The following is a 19,970-nucleotide window of genomic DNA, read 5'->3' as shown; positions in this document are numbered from 1 at the left end:
CCCCAGGTCGCGTCGGGGTGACGGAGCGGGGTTCTAGCGGTGAATTCCCGCGTATGTCCTAGTCAGCGTCACCGGGCGCGACCGACGACCAGGGGACGGTTAGCTCGCCGAGCCGCCAGCGTGACGGCCGGTTCAGCACCGGCCAGCCCCGCGCGGTGAGCAGGTGCACCGCATGTGCCCAGCGGGCCCGGACACCGAAGTTCTGATGCGGCGCCGCCGTCGCCCAGCAGACGTCCAAAGTGGACAAGAGATCATGGACGCGTTCGCCGGGAACGTTGCGGTGGATCAGGATCTTGGGCAGGCGTTCGGCCACTGTGGACGGACGTTCCAGGCTGGCGAGATGAACCGACAGGGTCAGCGCGCGCGGCCCGTCGTGCCCGACGGCGACCCAGGTGCTCAGCCGCCCGATCTCGTCACAGGTGCCTTCGACCAGCAGCCCGTCCGGCGCCATCGCGTCCAGCATCAGCGACCACGCCCCGGTGACCTCGGCCTCGTCGTACTGCCGCAGCACGTTGAACGCGCGCACCACCACCGGCCGCGTCCCGGCGAGTTCGAAACCGCCGCGCCGGAAGTCCAGCCACGGCTTGTCGACGGCGGCCTGCGCGACGGCGACCCGTTCGGCGTCCAGTTCCAGGCCCAGCACCCGGACGTCGCGGCGCACGGACCGCAGCCACCGCGCCATCTCCACCGTGGTCACCGGCGAAGCGCCGTAACCGAGGTCCACCACCAGCGGCGCGTCGGCGCGACGCAGCCGCCGGGTCACCCCGGGGTCGCTCGCGAGCCACCGGTCGACGCGGCGCAGCCGGTTGGGATTGGTCGTACCCCGTGTCGGCGCCCCGACCGGTTTCAGCGCTCGGCCAGCCACTTCGCGACGAACTCCGCCTCGCGCTCCAGCAGCTTGGTCACCTGTTCGGCGATCACGTTCTCCAGTTTCCCGCCGACGAACGGGATCCGCACCTTGACCTCGCCGCTGTTGACCAGCGTCGTCTGGTCGCCTTCGCCGGTCAGGGACGTCTTCGCGGTGATCTCGCCCGGCACGCCGTGCACCGACGCCGTTGCGGTACCCGCGTACCCGGCTCCGGCGGCCCGCCAGATCTGCTCGCGCTCGACGACGAGGTCGCCGCGGTGCAGTGTCCGCACGGCCGACGGGAGCTTGTCCGAGCTGATGCCCTGGCGCAGCTTGTAGCGCACACCGTCACCCGAGGCGGCGTACTCCAGCAGTTCCGCTTCGTCCCCGCCGATCTGCTCGAGCCGGGCCCGCAGCGCCTCTTCTCCGGCGACCGCGTCCCACGCCGCCGAGAGGTCGGCGGAGAACGCTGTGCGGTGCTCGATACGGGATGCCATGGCGCCAGACAGTACCGTTCATGGGCGTGAGCACTGCCGAAACTCCCCTCCAGCCCGCCGCCCTCGCCGATCACACGACGCTGCGGCTCGGCGGCCCGGCGCGGCGCTATGCCGAGGCGAAGACGGCCGAGGCCCTGGTCGACGCGGTCCGCGAGGCCGACGACGCGGGCGAGCCGGTGCTGCTGCTCGGAGGCGGCTCGAACCTCGTCGTCGCCGACGAGGGCTTCGGCGGCACGCTGCTGAAGGTCGGCAACACGGGCTGGAAGCGTGACGGAGGTCTCGTCGAGGTCGCCGCCGGGCAGAACTGGGACGGTTTCGTCGAAGGCCTGGTCGCCGAGGGCATCGGCGGGCTCGAATGCCTCTCCGGGATCCCGGGTTCGGTCGGCGCGACGCCGATCCAGAACGTCGGCGCGTACGGCTGCGAGGTGGCCGAGTCGCTGGTCTCGGTCGACCTCTACGAACGGTCCGCCCGCGAGACCCGCACGCTGACCGCCGAAGAACTCGGCTTCGGCTACCGCACGTCGATCCTCAAGGGGACCGACGCCGGAGTGGTGCTCACCGTCCGCTTCAACGTCACCGAAGACGGCCTCTCGGCCCCGATCCGCTACGCCGAACTCGCCCGCACTCTCGGCGCTGAGATCGGCGACCGCGTCCCGGTGGCCGAAGCGCGCGAAGCGGTCCTCGGGCTGCGTCGCGGCAAGGGCATGGTCCTCGACGCGGACGACCACGACACGTGGAGCGCCGGCTCGTTCTTCACCAACCCCATCATCGGGGAAGCCCAGGTCGCGAAGGTCCTGGCGCGGATCGTTGACGTTGTCGGCGAGGACGTGCGCGTGCCGCGCTACCCGGCGCCCGGCGGCACGAAGCTGTCCGCCGCCTGGCTGATCGAGCGCGCGGGATTCTCGAAGGGGCACGAGGGGCCCGGAGGCCGGGTCTCACTGTCGACCAAGCACACGCTGGCGCTCACGAACCGCGGAAAGGCGTCAACGGCCGACCTCCTCGCCCTGGCGCGCGAAGTACGCGACGGCGTCGAAGCCCGCTTCGGCGTCTCCCTGCACCCGGAACCCCTCCTCATCGGCTGCGCGCTCTAACCCCCGCGCGTTCGACCCCCTGCGTTTGAATCCCCTGCGTTTAGTCCTCTAGTTGCGGTACTTGCACGCGCAAAGACCGCAACTAGAGGACTAAACGGGGCAAGGGAACAACCTCTCGTCCGTCCCGTGCGTCTATCGGTGAGGGGCGAGGGTGAGTTCCATCGCCGCGGGTAACGTCGGAGAGGTCTCCAGCGCTGAGCGGGTAGGTGCTCGCGTGGGGGCCAATGGGAGGTTCACGGTGATCGAACGGCGCACGGTGTTCAAGGCCGCGCTCGCCGCGGGGGCGGCCATGCTGGCTGCCGCCTGCTCCAGCGAAGAAGGCGGCACCGCGAAGCCGGAGGGCAGTGGCGGCGACCAGGGCGGCGACACCGCGCAGCCGCTCGCGAAGATCACCGCCGAGCCGGCCGTCGACGCCAAGGACGCTTCCGTGGTCGCCCCGGTCGTGGTCAAGGTCGCCGACGGCAAGCTCACCGAGGTCAAGGTCACCGGGGAATCGGGCAAAGACGTCAAGGGTGAGCTTTCGCCCGACGGCCTCACCTGGACCGCTTCCGAGGTTCTCGGCTACGGCAAGACGTACACGTACGCGGCGAAGGCCACCGGCAGTGACAACAAGACCGCCGAGCTCAAGGGCACGTTCACCACGGTCAAGCCCGCCAAGGAGGTTCGCGCCACGCTGAACCCGGCCGACGACGCCGAGGTCGGCGTCGCGATGCCGATCAGCGTGAAGTTCGCGTCCCCGGTCAAGGACAAGGCGGCCGCCGAGAAGGCGCTCAAGGTGACGACCGACAAGGACGTCGAAGGTTCTTGGGGCTGGCTTTCGGAGACTCAGGTCGACTGGCGGCCGAAGGAGTACTGGCCCGCCAACATCACGGTCAACGTCGAGGCGAAGCTCTACGGCGTCGCGCTCGGCGGCGGCGCGTTCGGCAAGGCCGACGTCACTACCAAGTTCAAGATCGGCCGCAACCAGGTCGTCAAGATCAACACCCCGGACCACGCGGTGAAGGTCTACCGCAACGGCGCCCCGTCGGCGAGCTACCCGTGCTCCAACGGCCTCGACAGTGACGTCCCGCGGAACACACCCAACGGCACGTTCATCGTGATGACCAAGGAGCCGACGGCCCGTTTCGACAACGCGCGCTACGGCTACACCAACGTCAACAAGAAGTGGGCTTGCCGGATCTCGAACAACGGCGAGTACATCCACGAGAACCAGGACAACGCGTCGAACATCGGCAAGGCCAACACCTCGCACGGCTGCGTGAACCTGCTCGAAGCGGACGCGAAGAAGTACTTCGACTCGGCGATGATCGGCGACCCGGTCGAGATCACCGGCTCGCGGCTGAACAGCCCGACGAAATCGGACGTCAAGAACTGGTTCTACGACTGGAAGTCTTGGAAGGCTCTCTCGGCGATCAAGTAGTCCTTGAGCTATCAAGGACACATGAAGACCGAGGTAGTCGGCTACGGCGGGACCCGCATCGGCTTGTGGGTCGAGGGCGCCGAGAACACCCGTCCGATCGTGTTCGTGCACGGGTGGGCCCAGTCCGCCCGTGCCTGGGCGCCCCAGATGGCGGATCCTGCCCTGTCAGAGCGGTTCCGCCTGGTCGCGATGGATCTTCGCGGGCACGGGGACTCCGAGGTCCCCTCAGCGGGTTACGACGATCCGCGGGTCTGGGCCGAGGATCTCGCCTCCGTGCTCGACTTCGCCGGTGACGACGCGATCGTCGTCGGCTGGTCCTACGGCGGGCTGGTCATCACCGATTACCTCCGCGTGCACGGGTCCGCCCGGCTCGGCGGCGTCGTTTTTGTGGGCGCAATCACAGAGATCGGCAAGGACCGCCCCGGTGGGAAGGTCGGGCCCGCCATGCGCGCGGCCCTCCCAGCCGTGCTTTCGGACGATCCGGTGGTCGCGATTCCCGCATTGGTGCAGTTCAACGGCGAGATGACGGCCGCGCCGGTGTCCGGGACGCTGACCCAGTCCCTGCTCGGTGCCATGCTCTCGACCCCGCCTTCGGTGCGCTCCGCGTTGTTCCGGCGCGACGTCGAAAGTGGGGACGTACTACGCGATCTGGACAAACCGACGCTGATCGTCCATGGTCTCGCGGACGCTGTGATCGATCCGACGTCAGCGGAATACGCGGCAGGGAAGATTCAGGGTGCCGTCATGCGTTGGTTACCTGAGGTGGGGCATCTGCCGTTCGCCGAAGCGGCGGACGAGTTCGGTGGCCTGCTGCGCGGGTTCGCCGATCAGTAGGACTTCAGGAGTGTTGACCAGGTGACGTTCCCCCCGTACGGGTTCGATGCCGCGCCCAGGCGCGTCGCGGTGCTGTCCTTGCATACCTCTCCGCTGGAGCAACCGGGTACCGGTGATGCCGGCGGGATGAACGTCTACGTGAGCCAGACGGCGACCGAGATGGCGCGACGCGGCGTCGAGGTCGAGGTGTTCACGCGGGCGACGTCGTCGGATCAGCCACCGGTCGCCGAATTGGCGCCCGGCGTGCTGGTGCGGCATATCCCGGCCGGGCCGTTCGAGCCGCTCGGGCGCGACGAGCTGCCCGCGCAGCTGTGCGCGTTCACCGCCGGGATGCTGCGGACCGAGGCCTTCCACGAACCCGGCTACTACGACCTCATCCACTCGCACTACTGGCTCTCGGGCCAGGCGGGCTGGCTGGCCCGTGACCGCTGGGGCGTGCCGTTGGTGCATACCGCGCACACCCTGGCCAAGGTCAAGAACGCGGCGCTGGCCGAAGGTGACACCCCCGAGCCGCGCACCCGCGTGATCGGCGAGGAACAGGTCGTCGCCGAGGCGGACTGCCTCGTCGCGAACACCCGGGTCGAGGCCCGTGAACTGATCGAGCTGTACGACGCCGACCCGCACGCCGTGCACGCCATCCCGCCCGGCGTCGACCTCGACCGGTTCACGCCGGGTTCGCAGTCGGCCGCGCGCCGGGCACTCGGCCTGCCGCAGGACGCGATCGTGCTGGCCTTCGCCGGCCGGATCCAGCCGCTGAAGGCGCCGGACGTCCTCCTGCTGGCCGCCGCGGAGATGCTGCGCGAGCGTCCGGAGCTGGCTTCGCGGCTGGTCGTGCTGATCGTCGGCGGCCCGTCCGGGACCGGGCTGGAGCAGCCGCAGGCCCTGCGCGAGCTGGCCGTCTCCCTCGGCATCGAGCAGCAGACCCGGTTCATGCCGCCGCAGCCGGGCCGGTCGCTGGTCAACGTCTACCGCGCGGCCGACATCGTCGCCGTGCCGAGCTACAACGAGTCGTTCGGGCTGGTCGCGCTGGAAGCGCAGGCCTGCGGGACGCCGGTGATCGCGGCCGAGGTCGGCGGCCTGCCGGTGGCGGTCCCGCACGGCGTTTCCGGGCTGCTGGTGCCCTCGCACGAGCCGAAGGAGTGGGCGAGTGCGCTCGCGAACGTCGCGCTGCGGCCTCGTTGGCGTGCCGAGCTTTCGGCCAACGCCGTCGTCCACGCGCAGCGCTTTTCCTGGCGCCGCACGACGGATCGTCTGCTGGACACGTACGCTCAGGCGACCGGCGCGTTCCGGCGTGCCCTCGAACAGCGCGCGGAGGTGGCGGTTTGACGCTCGACGGGATCCTGCGGTCCTCTTTGGACAACGCGGGTCTGGAGTACGACAAACGCGGCGAGGGCAAGTACTTCGTCACGTTGCCCGGGACCAAGAAGCTGCAGACGAACTGCTGGCTGGTCGCCGGGGACCACGCGTTCGCCGTCGAGGCCTTCGTTTGCCGCCGTCCCGACGAGTCCCATGAGGACGTTTACCGTTTCCTGTTGCGCCGCAACGCGAAACTCTACGGCGTGCACTACACCGTGGACGCCATCGGCGACATCTACCTGGTCGGCAAGTTCGGCCTGGACACGGTGACCGAGTCCGAACTGGACAAGATCCTCGGCCAGGTGCTGGAGGCCGCCGACGGCGACTTCAACACGCTGCTGGAACTCGGGTTCGCCTCGTCGATCAAACGCGAGTGGGACTGGCGGGTCTCCCGCGGCGAGTCGCTGGCGAACCTGGAGGCGTTCAAGCACCTCGTCGAGCCCGCGGACGGGCACGAGCCGGGAGCCTTGACCGACTCGTGACCCGAACGGTGCAACGGGTCTGAACCCGGTTCCGTCTCTTTCCTCAGCACTGGAGGGAGAAGAGGACCAATGAAGAAGCGATTGAGATGGTTGGCCGCCGCCGGCATCGTGCTGGCACTGGCCGGCTGCTCGGCGAACGATTCCGGCGGGGGATCCTCCGAGATGCCCATGTCCGCCGACGGGAAGGCTGCGCCCAACCAAGGCGCGCCTGATCAGGGCGGACCGAACAAGGACAGCACGGGTTCCGCCGCGGGCAAGCCGGGTCAAGAGAAGGCGCCCGTGCCCGCCGGGCAGCCGGGGATCACCGACCGCAAGCTGGTGCGCACGGCGAGCCTGGAGCTCACTTCGCCGAACGTGGCCGACACGGTCTCGCAGGTGCGCGTCATCACCCAGGGCGTCGGTGGGTACACGGGGCAGGAGAGCACGCAGGAGAAGCGCGCGACGGTGAACGTCGTCGTCCCCTCCGAGCGTCTCGACGGCGTTCTCGACCAGCTGGGGAAACTGGGCAAGCAGACCCGGCGCGAGGTCACCGCGACGGACGTGACCGAGCAGATGGTCGACGTCGACTCCCGGCTCGCCACCCAGAAGGCGAGCGTCGAGCGCATCCGCGCGCTGCTGGCGAAGGCGACTTCGGTGTCGGAGATCGCGTCGGTGGAGAGTGAGCTGACGAGCCGCGAGGCCGAACTCGAGTCGCTTCAGAAGCGTCGCGAGAGCCTGGCCGGAAGTGTCGCCATGTCGACCATTTCCCTGCAGGTGAAGGCGGAAGCGGTCGTGGCGGCCGAAGAGGAGTCACGCAGCGGATTCCTCGGCGGGCTGACCGGCGGCTGGGACGCGTTCCTGACCTTCGGCGGCGGGCTGCTGACCGTGATCGGCGCGATGGCGCCGTTCCTGCTGGTCTTCGGCATCCCCGCGGTCGCGCTGGTGTGGTGGCTGCGTAAGCGGCGCCGTCCGCTGGCTCCCGCGACGGCGACCGCTTCGGATCTGCCGTCCGCGCCTCCGCTGGACTGAAAAAGACTAGGCGGGACGGCTCGAGGGAGGGGGGAGTCGCGATCTCGAGCCGCCCCGCTGAAGTTCCCGCCAAGGTGGACCCGGTGACGAGGGGGATGCCAACGGGGCCGGCGGGCGCCGCGACTCGGCAGGGGGGAGACGAGTCGCGGTCGTCACCCACGTCGAGCCGGGGAGTGCGTGGAATCCGGCCGCGTGGGACGTAGTCAACCTGTCAGATCTCCACCTGTAATCACAAGACTACTGGTTACTCCGTTAGAGTGAACTTCGAAATGCGGGATAACGGAGTGCAGCCTGTTTCCGGGGTAATCGGACTTGTTGGCGTCCTGTCTTCTGGACGAGTGAAGGTGTTACTCGTAGGTAACACACTCTCCGTAGAACATCGTTCAATCTGATTCGTTCAAGCGGGCCTGTTCACCGCCCTTATGCCTGCTCTGGCAGGCTAGCGGCATGGCTGAGCTTGGGACCTTGGTGCTGCTCCGGCACGGACAGAGCACGTGGAACGCCGAAAACCTGTTCACCGGCTGGGTGGACGTCCCGCTCTCCGAGCAGGGCGAGCAGGAAGCGCGTAAGGGCGGGCAACTGCTCACCGACGCGGGACTGCTGCCGGACGTCGTCCACACCTCGCTGATGCGCCGGGCGATCTCGACCGCGAACCTCGCGCTCGACGCCGCCGACAGGCACTGGATCCCGGTGAAGCGCGACTGGCGCCTCAACGAGCGGCACTACGGCGCGCTGCAGGGCAAGAACAAGAAGCAGACGCTGGACGAGTTCGGCGAGGAGCAGTTCATGCTCTGGCGCCGCTCCTACGACACCCCGCCGCCCCCGATCGACCCGGCCGACGAGTTCAGCCAGGCGGGCGACGCGCGCTACGCCGACCTCGGCGACGCCGCCCCGCTGACCGAATGCCTCAAGGACGTCGTCGCGCGGCTGCTGCCGTACTGGGAGTCCGAGATCGTGCCGGACCTGCGCGCGGGCAAGACCGTCCTGGTCGCCGCGCACGGGAACTCGCTGCGGGCGCTGGTCAAGCACCTCGACGGCATCTCCGACGACGCCATCGCCGGGCTCAACATCCCGACCGGCATCCCGCTGCGCTACGACCTGACCGACGACCTCAAGCCGGTCACTGTCGGCGGGACGTACCTGGACCCCGACGCCGCCAAGGCAGCCGCGGCCGCCGTCGCGAACCAGGGCCGCTGACCAAGGCCCGCTAAACCCTCGCGATTCGTCCTCTAGTTGCGGTAGTTCGCTCTCGAATTACCGCGACTAGAGGACGAATCGCGTTCAGGGGAGGGCGTTGACCGTCTCAATGCCGGAGGCCTTCCAGCCTTCGGGCAGCCGCTGCATCCGCAGGACGATGTTCAGGGGCTTCTTCGTCACCGCGCCTTGCGCGTCCGAGACGTTCGAAGTCGCGTAGAGCAGCACGCTCGCCCGGTCGCCCACGAGTTCCATGACCGCGGCGATCGAGCTCGGATCCATCGACGTCTTCGCGCCCGACGCCCGGAACTGGGTCATCCACGTCGCCTTGTTCTGCTGGAACTGCGTCAGCAACTCTCCGGTCGACGCCGCCTCATAGCGGGCGTAGGAGCCTTCGAGATCGGCCGGATCCACGGTCAGCAGGGTGCCGGCGAGGCGCAGAGCGCCGTCCCGGGTGGCGTCCCGCGCCACCGCGATCGCCCGCTCACCCGCGCCCGGCTTCTCCGCCGGTAGCCGCGGCCGGGGCGGGTTGACCTTGATCTCGGCGATCCGCCACCGCTCGCCGTCGCGGATCGTGGCGAGCAGCACCGTCGCGACGCCCTTGCTGGTGGTGCCGGCCCGCGTGCTGCTCTGGTCGACCACGGTCAGGACCTGCGCCTTGTCCGGCGTCTGCTCGACGGCGGCCGAGACGATCACCTTCGTCACCAGTTTGATCGGCTCCGGCGAGTTCCGGACCGCGGTCAGCAGTCGCGCGATCTCCTCGCGGGCGGCAGGCGTCAGGTTGTCGGTGGCCGCCTTCTCGTGGACGGGCAGGTTCGCGCCGTCATAGGAGAACACCGCTTCGGCGGCGGTCCTCACGGACGTCAGCAGCGACGCGGTCCGGGCCGGATCGACCAGCGCGGCGTTCGACGGCGGACCGGCCGGTTCGGGCCGGGCGGTGCCGGTCACCGTGGTGGCGCAGCCCGCGAGCGCGAGCAGTAAGACCAACCCTGCCCAGCGCCTCACAACAGGCCGAGCTCCCGCGCCCGAGCGTCCACCTGGAGCCGCGACGTCACGCCGAGCGCGACCAGCAGCTCGGACACGCGCCGCTGATACGTGCGCAAGCCCATGCCGAGGCTCTTCGCGGCCTTTTCGTCCTTGCAGCCGGTGGTCAGGAACTCGAGAATCTGCGGTGCCTCCATCCGGATGTCGGCGAAACGCGCGTCGAACGTCTCCAGCGTCGCCGCCGCCCGCCAGGCGGCTTCGAACAGCGACAGGATGCCCTGAACCAGCTCCGGGCGCGAGATGACGCTGTAGGTGCGCACCGCCTTGCTGGCGTCACCGGCCATGATGGCGACCCGCTCGTCGAGCAGGATCGCCTCGTTGATCTCCTCGGTGCCGATCCGGATCTGCGCGCCGAGGTCGGAGAGGTGGTGCAGGTGCTGCGCGGTCTGGTCGTTCAGCAGGACGCCGGGGCGGTAGAGCTTCCGGATCCGCTTGTCGTGCACCAGCCGCTCGCCCTGGCGGGTCAGCGAAGGTTTGGACAGCGCCCAGGTGTAGAGGTCATCGGCCGCGCAGGCGATGTCGGTCGCCGCGACGAACAGATGAGCCGTCCGGTCGAACAGCTCTTCTTCTCCGCGAATCAGGGAGATGTCACTGACGAGTTCCACCTCGACAGTCTTCCAACATTCCCCGGCCGTTGTGACGGGAACATCGCTATTTCCCTGCGAGCGGTAATCGCCGTGCGGTGAGAATCGCGACGAAAGTAGGAATACGGGCGCCGGAGCGCGCCGGCATCCCCGCAACGGGTGACTTGGATCACCCGGCAGATCTCGGTCCGGGGTATGGCACGTGAACGGCGCCTGACCTGCACGCGAACAGGCCTGCCCCAGGTGTCACGGGCATCACGAGAACGCATCCGGGGCTAGGCCAAAAGGCTACCCACACGCTTACGATCCCCTTGTGACCACGCCTGTTGCACTCGCCCTGGCCTTCGGCGGACTGATCGTCGGTGTGGTCGTCGGCCTCCTCATCGCGAAGGGGAGGGCCCGGCGAGAAGACCGCAGACCGGTCGGTCCCACCGTCGCCGAACTGCTGGAGCGGCTCGTGCGCTCCAGCAACAACGGTGTCGTCGTGCTCAACAAGTTCGGCGACATGGTGCTGCACAACCCGCGCGCCTACGAGCTGGGCCTGGTGAAGGTCAACCAGGCCGACCCGCGGGCCCGCAAGGCCGCCGAGCACGTGGTCGAGACGGACGAGGCCACGGAGATCGACCTTTCGCCGCTGGAAGCCCGCGGCCGCCAGCCCGAGGCCGTGCTCGGCGAAGTCCGTCCACTGGGTGACGGGTTCACCGTGGTCGAAGCCGTCGACCACTCCGAGGCGATCCGCCTCGAAGCCGTCCGGCGGGACTTCGTCGCGAACGTCAGCCACGAGCTGAAGACGCCGGTGGGTGCGATCGCGCTGCTCACCGAGGCCGTGCTGGACGCCACCGACAACGAGGAAGAGGTCCGCCGGTTCGGCGGCAAGATCCTCCGCGAGTCGACCCGGCTCGGCCAGCTCGTCACCGAGCTGATCGCGCTGTCCCGGCTGCAGGGCGCCGAACGGCTGCCCGACCTGAACGTGGTCGAGGTCGACGCCGTCGTCCGCGAGGCGCTCGGCCGCACGTCGCTTTCGGCGGAATCCGCGGAGATCACCATCACCACCGACGCGGCCAGCGGGCTGCTCATCGAGGGCGACCGGACGCTGATGGTCACCGCGCTGTCGAACCTGCTGGAGAACGCCGTCGCGTACTCGCAGCCCGGCAGCCCGGTGTCGATCAGCAGGCGCCTGGTCGACGGGAAGGTCGAGATCGCGGTGACCGACCGCGGCATCGGCATCGCCGAGGACGACCAGCAACGCGTCTTCGAGCGGTTCTACCGCTCGGACAAGGCGCGGTCACGGGCGACCGGCGGTACCGGGCTGGGCCTGGCGATCGTCAAGCACGTGGCCGCCAACCACGGCGGATCGGTGGGCCTGTGGAGCCGCCCCGGCACCGGGTCGACCTTCACCCTGCGGATCCCCGCCCACATCGGTACCGAACCGGCGGCGGCCGCCAAACAGGCTCCGCCGGTATCCCGGCCGGAGAAGACCCCCGAGCGGACACCCCGTCTCGTGGCAACAGGGCAAGAAAGCCCCGACCATGGAGGAAACCTGTGACGAGGGTTCTCATCGTCGAGGACGAAGAGTCGTTCGCCGACCCGCTCGCGTTCTTGCTCCGCAAAGAGGGCTTCACCGCCGCCGTCGCCGTGACGGGGCAGCAGGCACTCGAAGAGTTCGATCGCAACGGCGCCGATATCGTCCTGCTCGATCTCATGCTCCCTGGTATGAGCGGCACCGACGTCTGCAAGCAGCTCAGGCAGCGTTCCGCGGTGCCGGTGATCATGGTGACCGCGCGCGACAGCGAGATCGACAAGGTCGTCGGGCTGGAACTGGGTGCCGACGACTACGTCACCAAGCCGTACTCGGCCCGCGAGCTCATCGCGCGGGTGCGGGCGGTGCTGCGCCGCGGCGGTGAGCCGGGGTCCGAAGGCGACCTCGCGCCCCTGGTGCTCAGCGCCGGACCGGTGCGGATGGACGTCGAGCGGCACGTGGTGACCGTCGACGGCCAGGAGGTCTCCTTGCCGCTGAAGGAGTTCGACCTGCTCGAGTACCTGCTCCGCAACGTGGGCCGCGTGCTCACCCGCGGGCAGCTGATCGACCGGGTGTGGGGCGCGGACTACGTCGGCGACACGAAGACGCTCGACGTCCACGTGAAGCGCCTGCGCTCGAAGATCGAACCGGACCCGGGCTCCCCTCGGCACCTGGTCACGGTGCGCGGCCTGGGCTACAAGTTCGAAACCTGATCGGCCCGGTACCCGCCCGTTGCGATACAGATCACGGTTACGGTTTCGTGACCTGACGTGCGGGCGGGTACCGTAGACGCTCGTGCGCCTAGGGGTACTCGACGTCGGTTCCAACACCGTCCACCTGCTCGTGGTCGACGCCCACCGTGGCGCCCACCCGACCCCGATGCATTCCGAAAAGGCCGTCCTGCGGCTCGCCGAGCAGATCACCCGCCACGGCGACCTGAGCCGGGCCGGTGCGGACAGCCTCGTGCGAGCGGTCGAATCGGCGAAGGCGGCGGCCCTGCGGCTCGGCTGCGAAGAGGTCATGGCTTTCGCGACCTCCGCGGTCCGTGAAGCCAAGAACGCCCCGAAGGTACTGGCGAAGGTCCACGAGCAGACCGGCGTCGAGCTGAAGGTGCTCTCCGGGGTGGACGAGTCCCGGCTCACCTTCCTCGCCGTCCGCCGCTGGTTCGGCTGGTCGGCCGGGAAGCTGCTGGTGCTCGACATCGGCGGCGGCTCGCTCGAGGTCGCGATGGGCATGGACGAGGAACCCGATCTGGCCGAGTCCCTCCCGCTGGGTGCGGGCCGGACCACCCGGACGCGGTTCCAGAACGACCCGCCGACCCGCTCGGAGCTCATCGCGACTTCGGCATGGCTCGAAGAACAGCTCGCGGGGCTTGCGAAGAAGGTCGCTAAATTGGGTGAACCCGATCGTGTCGTCGCGACGTCGAAGACGTTCCGGTCACTCGCCAGGCTGACCGGAGCGGCGCCATCGGCCAGCGGGCCGCGTGCGCGCCGTACCCTGACCGACACCGCGTTGCGCCAGCTCATCGCGTTCATCTCCCGGATGACCGCCCATGACCTGGCAGAACTCGAGGGGGTCAGCGCGAGCCGCTCGCATCAGCTGGTGGCCGGCGCGCTCGTCGCGCAAGCCACCATGCGGGCGCTTTCCCTGGAAGAACTGGAGATCTGTCCGTGGGCACTGCGAGAAGGTGTCATCCTGCGACGGCTGGACCATTCGAATGGTGCGGACGAGACTGGCGGCCGCCTCTCCCGCGTTTCGGCGCGCAAGGAGACCGGTGACAGCAGCGGACTGGACTTCGGAGAAGGAGAACGGGCACGGTGACAGAGGTGACGGATATGCGGAAGACGGTGGGTAGCGCGCGCGCCGCCGAGGCCCCGTCGCGTGCCGGCTCGCAACCGCTGGAGCGCGCATTGGACATCACGGTATGACGGACGAGACAGAGAGCGGCCAGCCACAGAAGACCGTGGCCGAGCTGCTCGCGCAGCACGGAGCCCAGCCCGAAGGCGGGCGCCGCAGGCGACGCCGCGCGGCCGACGACGAGGAAGAGGAAACTCCTCCGGAGCCGCCGCGTAACCGCCGCGCGCCCTCGGTGAGCGACACCGCGCCGCAGGCGATCATCGACCGCGTGTCGGGCGACACCCCGCCGCCGCCGTCGCGCCCGCCGCGCCGTAGCCGCCCTCAAGAGTCGGCCCCGCGTCCGGTGCCGCCGCAGCAGCAGGACTCCGCGCCGCTGCCCGTGCCGAACCCCGTGGCCGGCCCGACCAGGCAGACGCCTCCGGTACGCCCGCCGCAGGAGCAGAGCGGCTATCAGCAGCGCCCGCAGCCGGGCCAGCCGCCGAAGCCGCCGCAGGAGTCGGGCCAGTTCGCCCGGCCCACGCCGCCGCAGGAACAGAGCGGTTACCAGCAGCGCCCGCCGCAGCAGTCCGGGCAGTTCGCGCGTCCGCCGCAGGATCCCCGCCCGCCGCAGGAACAGAGCGGCTATCAGCGGCTGCCGGATTCCACCGGCCTGCCCCCGCGTGGCCGTCCGCGGCCCCCCGCGGGCCCGGAGGAGACCCGCGGCCAGGTGCCGCCGGTCCGCCGCCGTCCCGAACCACCCGCCGGCCCCCCGTCCGCCGGGCTTTCGGCCAGACTCGACGGCGGGGCCGACCCCGCCGTCGACGAGGTCCAGGAGCAGCCCGGCCCGATGGCCAGCGGCGCGTTCCAGACACCGGCACCGCAGCCTGTGCGACGCCGCCGTCCGCCGGGCCGTCCCGCCCAGCCCAAGGCCGAGCCGAGCACCGAGCAGTTCGCCGCGGTCCCGGACGAAGCGCCCGAACCCGACGCACCCGCGCCCGCCGGGCCGGAGTCTCCCGCCGGCCTCGCCGGCTGGCGCAAACGACGGCAGAAGGTGCAGTCCGAGGACACCGAGATCGGCGGGATCCCGCCGGTGCCGCCGGCCGCGGCCGCCCCGGTGGATCCCGAGGTGGACCCCGAACAGGACGCGTTCGACGCCGGCCCGCCGACCATGAACCACCCCGCGCCGATGCCGTTCGTGCCACCGCATTCGCTCGACGACCGGGATCGGCAGGAACGCCAGGAGCAGGACAACCTCGACGACTACGAAACCGAGTTCGCCGACCCGGCGTACCCGGACGGAAGCCCGGACTTCGCTCGTGAGGAGTACGGCTTCGGCCGGACGGCGGCCGGCTACCGGTCCGACGACTACGAGGACGACTACGACGACGACCAGGACGAAGACGTCGTCGAAGAGGAGCCCGAGGAGTTCGCCGAGGACGCCTCACCGGGGAAGCAGTGGCTGGCGCTGGCCGGTCAGCTCGCCCTCGGGGTCGTCGGCGGCGCCGGGGTCTGGCTGGGCTTCAACTGGCTGTGGGTGAACATCCCCGCCGCCGCGCTGGTCGCCGCGTTGCTGGTGATCGTCGCGCTGGTGTGGATCGTCCGGAAGATCCGCCGGGCCGAAGACCTGCAGACCACGGTGCTCGCGGTCCTGGTCGGACTGGTGGTGACGGTCTCACCGGCCGCACTCCTGCTGGTCGCGCGTTAGCGGCCTCGGAGAGAATGCCGGAATGGCTGACCCGCAGCAGGTTCCGGTAGGCGTCTCGACAGCCTCCGTCTGGCCGCAGAAGGCGGGCGTGGCGTTCGAGATGGCCGCCGACCTCGGCTACGACGGCGTCGAGGTGATGATCTGGGCCGACCCGGTCAGCCAGGACGTCTCCGCGTTGCGCCGCTGGTCGCGCCGCACCGGGGTGCCGGTGCTGTCGATCCACTCGCCGTCGCTGCTGATCACCCAGCGCGTGTGGTCCCCGGATCCGGAGGTGCGCCTGCGGATGTCCGTGGACGCGGCGCTGGAACTGGGTGCGCGCACCGTCGTGGTGCACCCGCCGTTCCGCTGGCAGCGCCGCTACGGCGACGCGTTCGGCGACCTCGTCGACGAGCTCGAAGCCGAGAGCGGCATCGAGGTCGCGGTCGAGAACATGTTCAAGGTCCGCCCGCCCGGCGGGTCGCGGACGTCCCGCGTATCGGCCTTCCGGCCCTCGATCGACCCTACGGACGTAGGGTTTCGCCACTACACACTCGACCTGTCCCACACAGCGGCAGCCGGCATGGACGCGCTCGCGCTCGCCGAACGGATGGGAAAAGGGCTCACGCACGTCCATCTGGCGGACGGCACCGGCCTCCCGAAGGACGAGCACCTGGTGCCCGGACGCGGGATCGAGCCCTGCGCCGAACTCCTCGAAAAGCTCGTGAGCAGCGACTTCGCCGGACAGATCGTGCTGGAGATCAACACCCGCCGTTCACCGAGCGCGGCACAGCGGTCAAAGGATCTCGCGGAGTCGCTGTTGTTCGCGAGGTTCCACCTCGGTCAGTGACAAAGATCGTCCCCGGGTACGGAGATTCATTCCTACCTGCGCCGGACGCGTCGCTACACGTAAAGTTCCGACCGTGAACCCGCTGCGCTTGTTGATCTCCCGCACCCCGATGGATCGGCTCGTGGCCCTGGTCAGTGCTCGGTGAGCGCGACCGACGACACGGTCACCTCCTTCGACGCTGCTTGCGCGACGCGATCAATGGGTGACGGAACATTCACGGCGGTGCTACGCACGGAGTGGTCGATCGGCGGGCATCCGCACGGCGGCTTCCTGATGGCCCTGATGGCGCGGACCGCCCTCTCGATCCTGCACGAACGCGGAGAGCCACCCTCGGAGCCGCTCGCGATCAGCGCGGAGTTCCTGCACCCGCCCGCCGTGGGGCCGGTGCTGCTGCGCACCGACGTCCGGAAGGTCGGCAGGCGCGCCTCCGTCGTCGCGGTCCTGCTGGAGCAGCGGGGCCGCAGCTGCGTCGAGGCCAGGGTGACCACCGGGCGGCTGCCGATGCGGCGCCCGGAGTGGACCGACGTCCCGGGTATGCCGGCCGAACCGCCTCCCGGCGCGGTGAGCATGACGGGGGAGACGTCCGAGGGCGTGTTCAACCTGGCGAAGGGTTGCGACGTCCGCCTCGACCCGGCGAGCGTCGGCTATCTGCACGGCCGGATCGGCGACCCGCCCAAGATGCGGCTGTGGGTCCGGCCGCGTCACGGCCTGCCCGACCCGTTCTTCGCCCTGCTCGCGGGCGACGTGAATCCGCCGGTCGTCTACAACCTGGGCCGTGTCGGCTGGTCGCCGACGGTCCAGCTGACGGCGTTGGTGCGCACTCGCCCGGCGCCCGGCTGGCTGCGGGTGATCGTGCAGGCCCAGTCGGTGCACGAGGCCTGGTTCGACTCGGACGCCACCGTGGTGGATTCCCAGGGCAGGCTGGTCTGCCAGTCCCGTCAGCTGGCACTCGCCCCGGCGCCCGGGGGCTGACCGGGGTTTGGCACGCTGAACGCATGAGGGAGCTTGCGAGCGAATCATTGACACAGTGCCCGCTCATGCGATGCGAAGTGACCCAGTACGAGGAGTAGGCATGAGTGTGATCGCGGTCCTGGGTGCGGGAAAGATCGGAGAGGCCCTGCTCTCGGGCCTGTTGCACGGCGGGCACAGCCCGGGTGACCTGCTGTTCACCGAGCGGTACCCGGCGCGAGTGGCCGAGCTGACCGAGCGCTACGGCGTGCACGGGGTCAGCGTCGCCGACGCCGCGCGCCGGGCCGACGTGCTGGTGGTCGCGGTCAAACCGCAGGACATCGAGCCCGTCCTCGACGAACTCGCGCCGCTGCTCGGCGAGCAGTCACTGGTGGTCTCGCTGTGCGCGGGCCTGCCGACGGCGCTGTACGAGCGCAGGCTGGCCGCGGGCGTCCCGGTGGTCCGGGTCATGCCGAACACGCCGATGCTCGTCGGAGAGGCGATGAGCGCGGTCTCCGCGGGTGCGCACGCGACGGTCGAGCACATCACGGTGGTGAAGGAACTGCTCTCGCACGTCGGGCAGGTCGTCGAGGTGCCGGAGTCGCAGCAGGACGCCGTCACCGCGCTGTCCGGTTCCGGTCCGGCGTACTTCTTCTTCCTGGTCGAGGCCATGATCGACGCCGGGATCCTGCTCGGCCTGCCCCGCGCGCTCGCCGGGCAGCTGATCATCCAGTCGGCCGTCGGGGCGGCGAAGATGCTCGCGGAGTCCGACGAGCATCCGGTGCTGCTGCGCGAAGCCGTCACTTCGCCGGCCGGAACGACCATCAACGCCATCCGCGAGCTGGAAAAGCACGGCGTCCGCGCCGCGCTGCTGGACGCCATCGAGGCCGCGAAGGACCGCTCGACCGAGCTCGGCCAGGCTCACGACCCTCGCAATTAGTCCTCTAGTTGCGTTCCATGCACACGCAACTACCGCAACTAGAGGACTAATCGCGGGGTTATCCACAGGCGACGGCCGTTGTGGACAAGTGCGGCGAAGATGATCTTGAAGCCGGGGTGGCGCCGGGTACGGGTGTCATCGTCGGTTGGTGCCCAGAAACCAATACGCGGAGATCTGCGACTTCACCGGCCCCTTCCTCGGCAGCCATGCCGTCAGCCAGGGGGACCTCACCCGTGCCCAGCTCCGTTCGGGGCCGTACAACCGGCTGTTCCAGAACGTCTATGTCCCGAGGGGTCTCCCTCTGGATCACGAACTGCGGTGCAAGGCCGCGATCCTCATCGCGCCCGAAGGCGCGGTGCTGACCGGTTGCTCGGCCGCGACGGTGCGCGGATTCCCGTTCGCGCTCGAGAACGATCCGGTCGAATTCGTCGTGCCCGAGCGGCAGGGCTTCCATAGCCTGCGCGGGACGCACCTGCGCCGGACCAGGCTTCTCGGCGAGGATTTCGAACCCTGGCGGGACGGCCGGATCGCCACCCCGCTGCGCATGACGCTGGACATCCTGGCCGACACGCGTCTCCGCCGATCCTTTCCCCGCGTCGTCGGCCAGCTGGATGCCCTGCTCCACGCGGGGTGCATCGACCGCGAAACGCTCGAGGCGTATCTGGGGAACCGGCACGATCACGGTATCGGCCGGGCGCGGCAAGCCCTCGCGTTCTCGGACGGACGGGCCGAGTCCATCCCGGAGTCCGAGGTCAGGGTGTGGCTGAGGCTTCGGGACATCGAGGCGGAGCCTCAGGTGGAGGTCTACCGCGGAACCCTGTTCCTCGGACGGCTCGACCTCGCGATCCTCAAGGCCAAACTCGCCATCGAATACGACGGCGCCTGGCATCTCTTGGGCGAACAGCCGCGGCTGGACGCCCGGCGGCGAGCGCTGATCGAGGCGGAGGGCTGGGAGTTCATCGTCATCACCAAGGAAGAGCTCTACGCCGACCCGCGGGGGATGGTCGACCGGGTGCGGGCGGCTCTCAACCGCCGCAAGTAGTCCTCTAGTTGCGGTGTATGCACGCGCAACTACCGCGACCAGAGGACGAAATGCGTAGTCGGACGGGCCCATCTCGGTGACTCGCGTCGCTTTAGTCACACGTGTCCCGCTACTCTCAGGAGAGCACGTGCGTGTCGATACCACAGGTGGGGAAGCCGCGTGGCGCGACACGTGTCGAAGGACACGGTGAATCATGCCGCAGAACAAGAAGGATGATCTGCCCTCAGTGGGCCAGGTCCAGTTCCTGACGGTCGCCGAGGTGGCCACGCTGATGCGGGTCTCCAAGATGACCGTCTACCGTCTCGTTCACTCGGGCGAGTTGCCCGCGGTGCGCGTCGGGAAGTCGTTCAGAGTGCCTGAAAAGGCCGTTCACGAGTACCTGCAAGGCGCCTACTTCGACGTGGGCTGAAGCGGGCTTCGCGAGCACAACGTGCCCGCCGACGGGCGTCTTCCGGGGCGCGAGTACCCTGGAAGACCGCTCGTGCCTGTGCGCTCCACCCGTTGGACGCTGCGCCGGGCAGCGTGACCGACGACGAAGGAAGGAGCGCTCTCGATGGGCTCTGTGATCAAGAAGCGCCGTAAGCGCATGTCGAAGAAGAAGCACCGCAAGTTGCTGCGCCGGACGCGCGTTCAGCGTAGGAAGGCCGGCAAGTAAGACACAGCCGGTGAGTGGCCCGTCCAGTTTCTGGACGGGCCATTCCCATTTAGTGGACTTTTCCCGCCATTCGAGTGAGACGTGCATCCCCTCTGCGAGCAGCGGGTTAATAGCATGTAAGGGCTGACTCAGCTACCCCTAA

21 protein-coding genes are annotated in these 19,970 nt (G+C 69.2%); 17 read left to right on the top strand and 4 right to left on the bottom strand.

The window, feature by feature from the left end:
- Positions 1 to 58: 58 nt before the first annotated feature.
- Both ACLJRL_RS15270 and ACLJRL_RS15265 read right to left on the bottom strand, forming a co-directional pair.
- Positions 59 to 865: a class I SAM-dependent methyltransferase gene (locus tag ACLJRL_RS15270; RefSeq protein WP_410656782.1), complete on the bottom strand. Its 807-nt coding sequence runs from the start codon at positions 863 to 865 to the stop codon at positions 59 to 61.
- Positions 847 to 1,344, bottom strand: coding sequence for a DUF2505 domain-containing protein (locus ACLJRL_RS15265; protein WP_410656781.1), 498 nt, complete (start codon positions 1,342 to 1,344; stop codon positions 847 to 849). The genes ACLJRL_RS15270 and ACLJRL_RS15265 overlap by 19 nt, the downstream gene beginning before the upstream one ends.
- Before the next feature lie 26 nt (positions 1,345 to 1,370).
- On the opposite strand from ACLJRL_RS15265, the gene ACLJRL_RS15260 reads away from it, so the two are divergent.
- The 7 genes from ACLJRL_RS15260 (at position 1,371) to ACLJRL_RS15230 (ending at position 8,732) form a co-directional block, all read left to right on the top strand.
- A complete protein-coding gene (locus ACLJRL_RS15260) occupies positions 1,371 to 2,435 on the top strand; it encodes a UDP-N-acetylmuramate dehydrogenase (RefSeq protein WP_410656780.1) in 1,065 nt (354 codons plus the stop codon).
- A 238-nt stretch (positions 2,436 to 2,673) separates the two neighbouring features.
- Positions 2,674 to 3,855, top strand: coding sequence for a L,D-transpeptidase (locus tag ACLJRL_RS15255; RefSeq protein ID WP_410656779.1), 1,182 nt, complete (start codon positions 2,674 to 2,676; stop codon positions 3,853 to 3,855).
- Positions 3,856 to 3,876: 21 nt separating this feature from the next.
- Positions 3,877 to 4,689, top strand: coding sequence for an alpha/beta fold hydrolase (locus ACLJRL_RS15250; RefSeq protein ID WP_410656778.1), 813 nt, complete (start codon positions 3,877 to 3,879; stop codon positions 4,687 to 4,689).
- A 21-nt stretch (positions 4,690 to 4,710) separates the two neighbouring features.
- Positions 4,711 to 6,015 (top strand): D-inositol-3-phosphate glycosyltransferase, encoded by a 1,305-nt coding sequence (mshA, locus tag ACLJRL_RS15245; protein ID WP_410656777.1) that lies wholly within the window; start codon positions 4,711 to 4,713, stop codon positions 6,013 to 6,015.
- Entirely contained in the window at positions 6,012 to 6,527 is a 516-nt protein-coding gene (locus ACLJRL_RS15240; protein ID WP_410656776.1) for a YbjN domain-containing protein, read from the top strand. Before mshA ends, ACLJRL_RS15240 begins: the two co-directional genes overlap by 4 nt.
- Before the next feature lie 69 nt (positions 6,528 to 6,596).
- Positions 6,597 to 7,535, top strand: a complete 939-nt coding sequence (locus ACLJRL_RS15235) for a DUF4349 domain-containing protein (protein ID WP_410656775.1) — start codon at positions 6,597 to 6,599, stop codon at positions 7,533 to 7,535.
- A gap of 447 nt (positions 7,536 to 7,982) precedes the next feature.
- Positions 7,983 to 8,732 carry a phosphoglyceromutase gene (locus ACLJRL_RS15230; RefSeq protein WP_410656774.1) on the top strand — a complete coding sequence of 250 codons (750 nt, stop codon included), beginning with the start codon at positions 7,983 to 7,985 and terminating at the stop codon, positions 8,730 to 8,732.
- A gap of 84 nt (positions 8,733 to 8,816) precedes the next feature.
- Here the strand turns inward: ACLJRL_RS15230 and ACLJRL_RS15225 are convergent, their stop codons facing one another.
- Positions 8,817 to 9,716, bottom strand: a complete 900-nt coding sequence (locus tag ACLJRL_RS15225) for a hypothetical protein (RefSeq protein ID WP_410656773.1) — start codon at positions 9,714 to 9,716, stop codon at positions 8,817 to 8,819.
- A 14-nt stretch (positions 9,717 to 9,730) separates the two neighbouring features.
- Positions 9,731 to 10,378, bottom strand: coding sequence for a DNA-binding response regulator (locus tag ACLJRL_RS15220; RefSeq protein ID WP_410656772.1), 648 nt, complete (start codon positions 10,376 to 10,378; stop codon positions 9,731 to 9,733).
- 292 nt (positions 10,379 to 10,670) lie between these two features.
- On the opposite strand from ACLJRL_RS15220, the gene ACLJRL_RS15215 reads away from it, so the two are divergent.
- From ACLJRL_RS15215 to ACLJRL_RS15170, 10 genes are all read left to right on the top strand, one after another.
- Positions 10,671 to 11,903 carry a sensor histidine kinase gene (locus tag ACLJRL_RS15215; protein ID WP_410656771.1) on the top strand — a complete coding sequence of 411 codons (1,233 nt, stop codon included), beginning with the start codon at positions 10,671 to 10,673 and terminating at the stop codon, positions 11,901 to 11,903.
- Complete coding sequence (locus tag ACLJRL_RS15210) at positions 11,900 to 12,589, top strand: response regulator (RefSeq protein WP_410656770.1); 690 nt, start codon at positions 11,900 to 11,902, stop codon at positions 12,587 to 12,589. The genes ACLJRL_RS15215 and ACLJRL_RS15210 overlap by 4 nt, the downstream gene beginning before the upstream one ends.
- Positions 12,590 to 12,671: 82 nt before the next feature.
- Positions 12,672 to 13,697, top strand: a complete 1,026-nt coding sequence (locus ACLJRL_RS15205) for a hypothetical protein (protein ID WP_410656769.1) — start codon at positions 12,672 to 12,674, stop codon at positions 13,695 to 13,697.
- 103 nt (positions 13,698 to 13,800) lie between these two features.
- Entirely contained in the window at positions 13,801 to 15,417 is a 1,617-nt protein-coding gene (locus tag ACLJRL_RS15200) for a hypothetical protein (protein ID WP_410656768.1), read from the top strand.
- 22 nt (positions 15,418 to 15,439) lie between these two features.
- Positions 15,440 to 16,243 (top strand): sugar phosphate isomerase/epimerase family protein, encoded by an 804-nt coding sequence (locus ACLJRL_RS15195; RefSeq protein ID WP_410656767.1) that lies wholly within the window; start codon positions 15,440 to 15,442, stop codon positions 16,241 to 16,243.
- Positions 16,244 to 16,441: 198 nt separating this feature from the next.
- Positions 16,442 to 17,215 (top strand): thioesterase family protein, encoded by a 774-nt coding sequence (locus tag ACLJRL_RS15190; protein WP_410656766.1) that lies wholly within the window; start codon positions 16,442 to 16,444, stop codon positions 17,213 to 17,215.
- A gap of 100 nt (positions 17,216 to 17,315) precedes the next feature.
- Positions 17,316 to 18,131, top strand: coding sequence for a pyrroline-5-carboxylate reductase (gene proC / locus ACLJRL_RS15185; protein ID WP_410656765.1), 816 nt, complete (start codon positions 17,316 to 17,318; stop codon positions 18,129 to 18,131).
- 148 nt (positions 18,132 to 18,279) lie between these two features.
- Positions 18,280 to 19,173, top strand: coding sequence for an endonuclease domain-containing protein (locus ACLJRL_RS15180; protein WP_410656764.1), 894 nt, complete (start codon positions 18,280 to 18,282; stop codon positions 19,171 to 19,173).
- 193 nt (positions 19,174 to 19,366) lie between these two features.
- The gene (locus ACLJRL_RS15175; RefSeq protein WP_125790228.1) at positions 19,367 to 19,582 is read left to right on the top strand and encodes a helix-turn-helix domain-containing protein; all 216 of its coding nucleotides are present in this window, start codon (positions 19,367 to 19,369) and stop codon (positions 19,580 to 19,582) included.
- Between the two features lie 144 nt (positions 19,583 to 19,726).
- A complete protein-coding gene (locus ACLJRL_RS15170) occupies positions 19,727 to 19,828 on the top strand; it encodes a 30S ribosomal protein bS22 (RefSeq protein ID WP_007030867.1) in 102 nt (33 codons plus the stop codon).
- The last annotated feature ends 142 nt before the right edge of the window (positions 19,829 to 19,970 follow it).

The organism is Amycolatopsis sp. lyj-112 (assembly GCF_046549055.1).
Lineage (GTDB): Bacteria > Actinomycetota > Actinomycetes > Mycobacteriales > Pseudonocardiaceae > Amycolatopsis.
The sequence above is the reverse complement of the archived record's forward strand: the minus strand, read 5'-3'. Positions and strand labels throughout refer to the sequence as shown.

What these genes read in the sequence shown, in the direction of transcription:
- ACLJRL_RS15265 (WP_410656781.1), bottom strand. Translation starts at nt 1,344, where the DNA reads ATGGCATCCCGTATCGAGCACCGCACAGCGTTCTCCGCCGACCTCTCG.
- ACLJRL_RS15250 (WP_410656778.1), top strand. Translation starts at nt 3,877, where the DNA reads ATGAAGACCGAGGTAGTCGGCTACGGCGGGACCCGCATCGGCTTGTGG.
- ACLJRL_RS15235 (WP_410656775.1), top strand. Translation starts at nt 6,597, where the DNA reads ATGAAGAAGCGATTGAGATGGTTGGCCGCCGCCGGCATCGTGCTGGCA.
- ACLJRL_RS15230 (WP_410656774.1), top strand. Translation starts at nt 7,983, where the DNA reads ATGGCTGAGCTTGGGACCTTGGTGCTGCTCCGGCACGGACAGAGCACG.
- ACLJRL_RS15200 (WP_410656768.1), top strand. Translation starts at nt 13,801, where the DNA reads ATGACGGACGAGACAGAGAGCGGCCAGCCACAGAAGACCGTGGCCGAG.
- ACLJRL_RS15195 (WP_410656767.1), top strand. Translation starts at nt 15,440, where the DNA reads ATGGCTGACCCGCAGCAGGTTCCGGTAGGCGTCTCGACAGCCTCCGTC.
- ACLJRL_RS15190 (WP_410656766.1), top strand. Translation starts at nt 16,442, where the DNA reads ATGGGTGACGGAACATTCACGGCGGTGCTACGCACGGAGTGGTCGATC.
- proC (WP_410656765.1), top strand. Translation starts at nt 17,316, where the DNA reads ATGAGTGTGATCGCGGTCCTGGGTGCGGGAAAGATCGGAGAGGCCCTG.
- ACLJRL_RS15175 (WP_125790228.1), top strand. Translation starts at nt 19,367, where the DNA reads ATGCCGCAGAACAAGAAGGATGATCTGCCCTCAGTGGGCCAGGTCCAG.
- ACLJRL_RS15170 (WP_007030867.1), top strand. Translation starts at nt 19,727, where the DNA reads ATGGGCTCTGTGATCAAGAAGCGCCGTAAGCGCATGTCGAAGAAGAAG.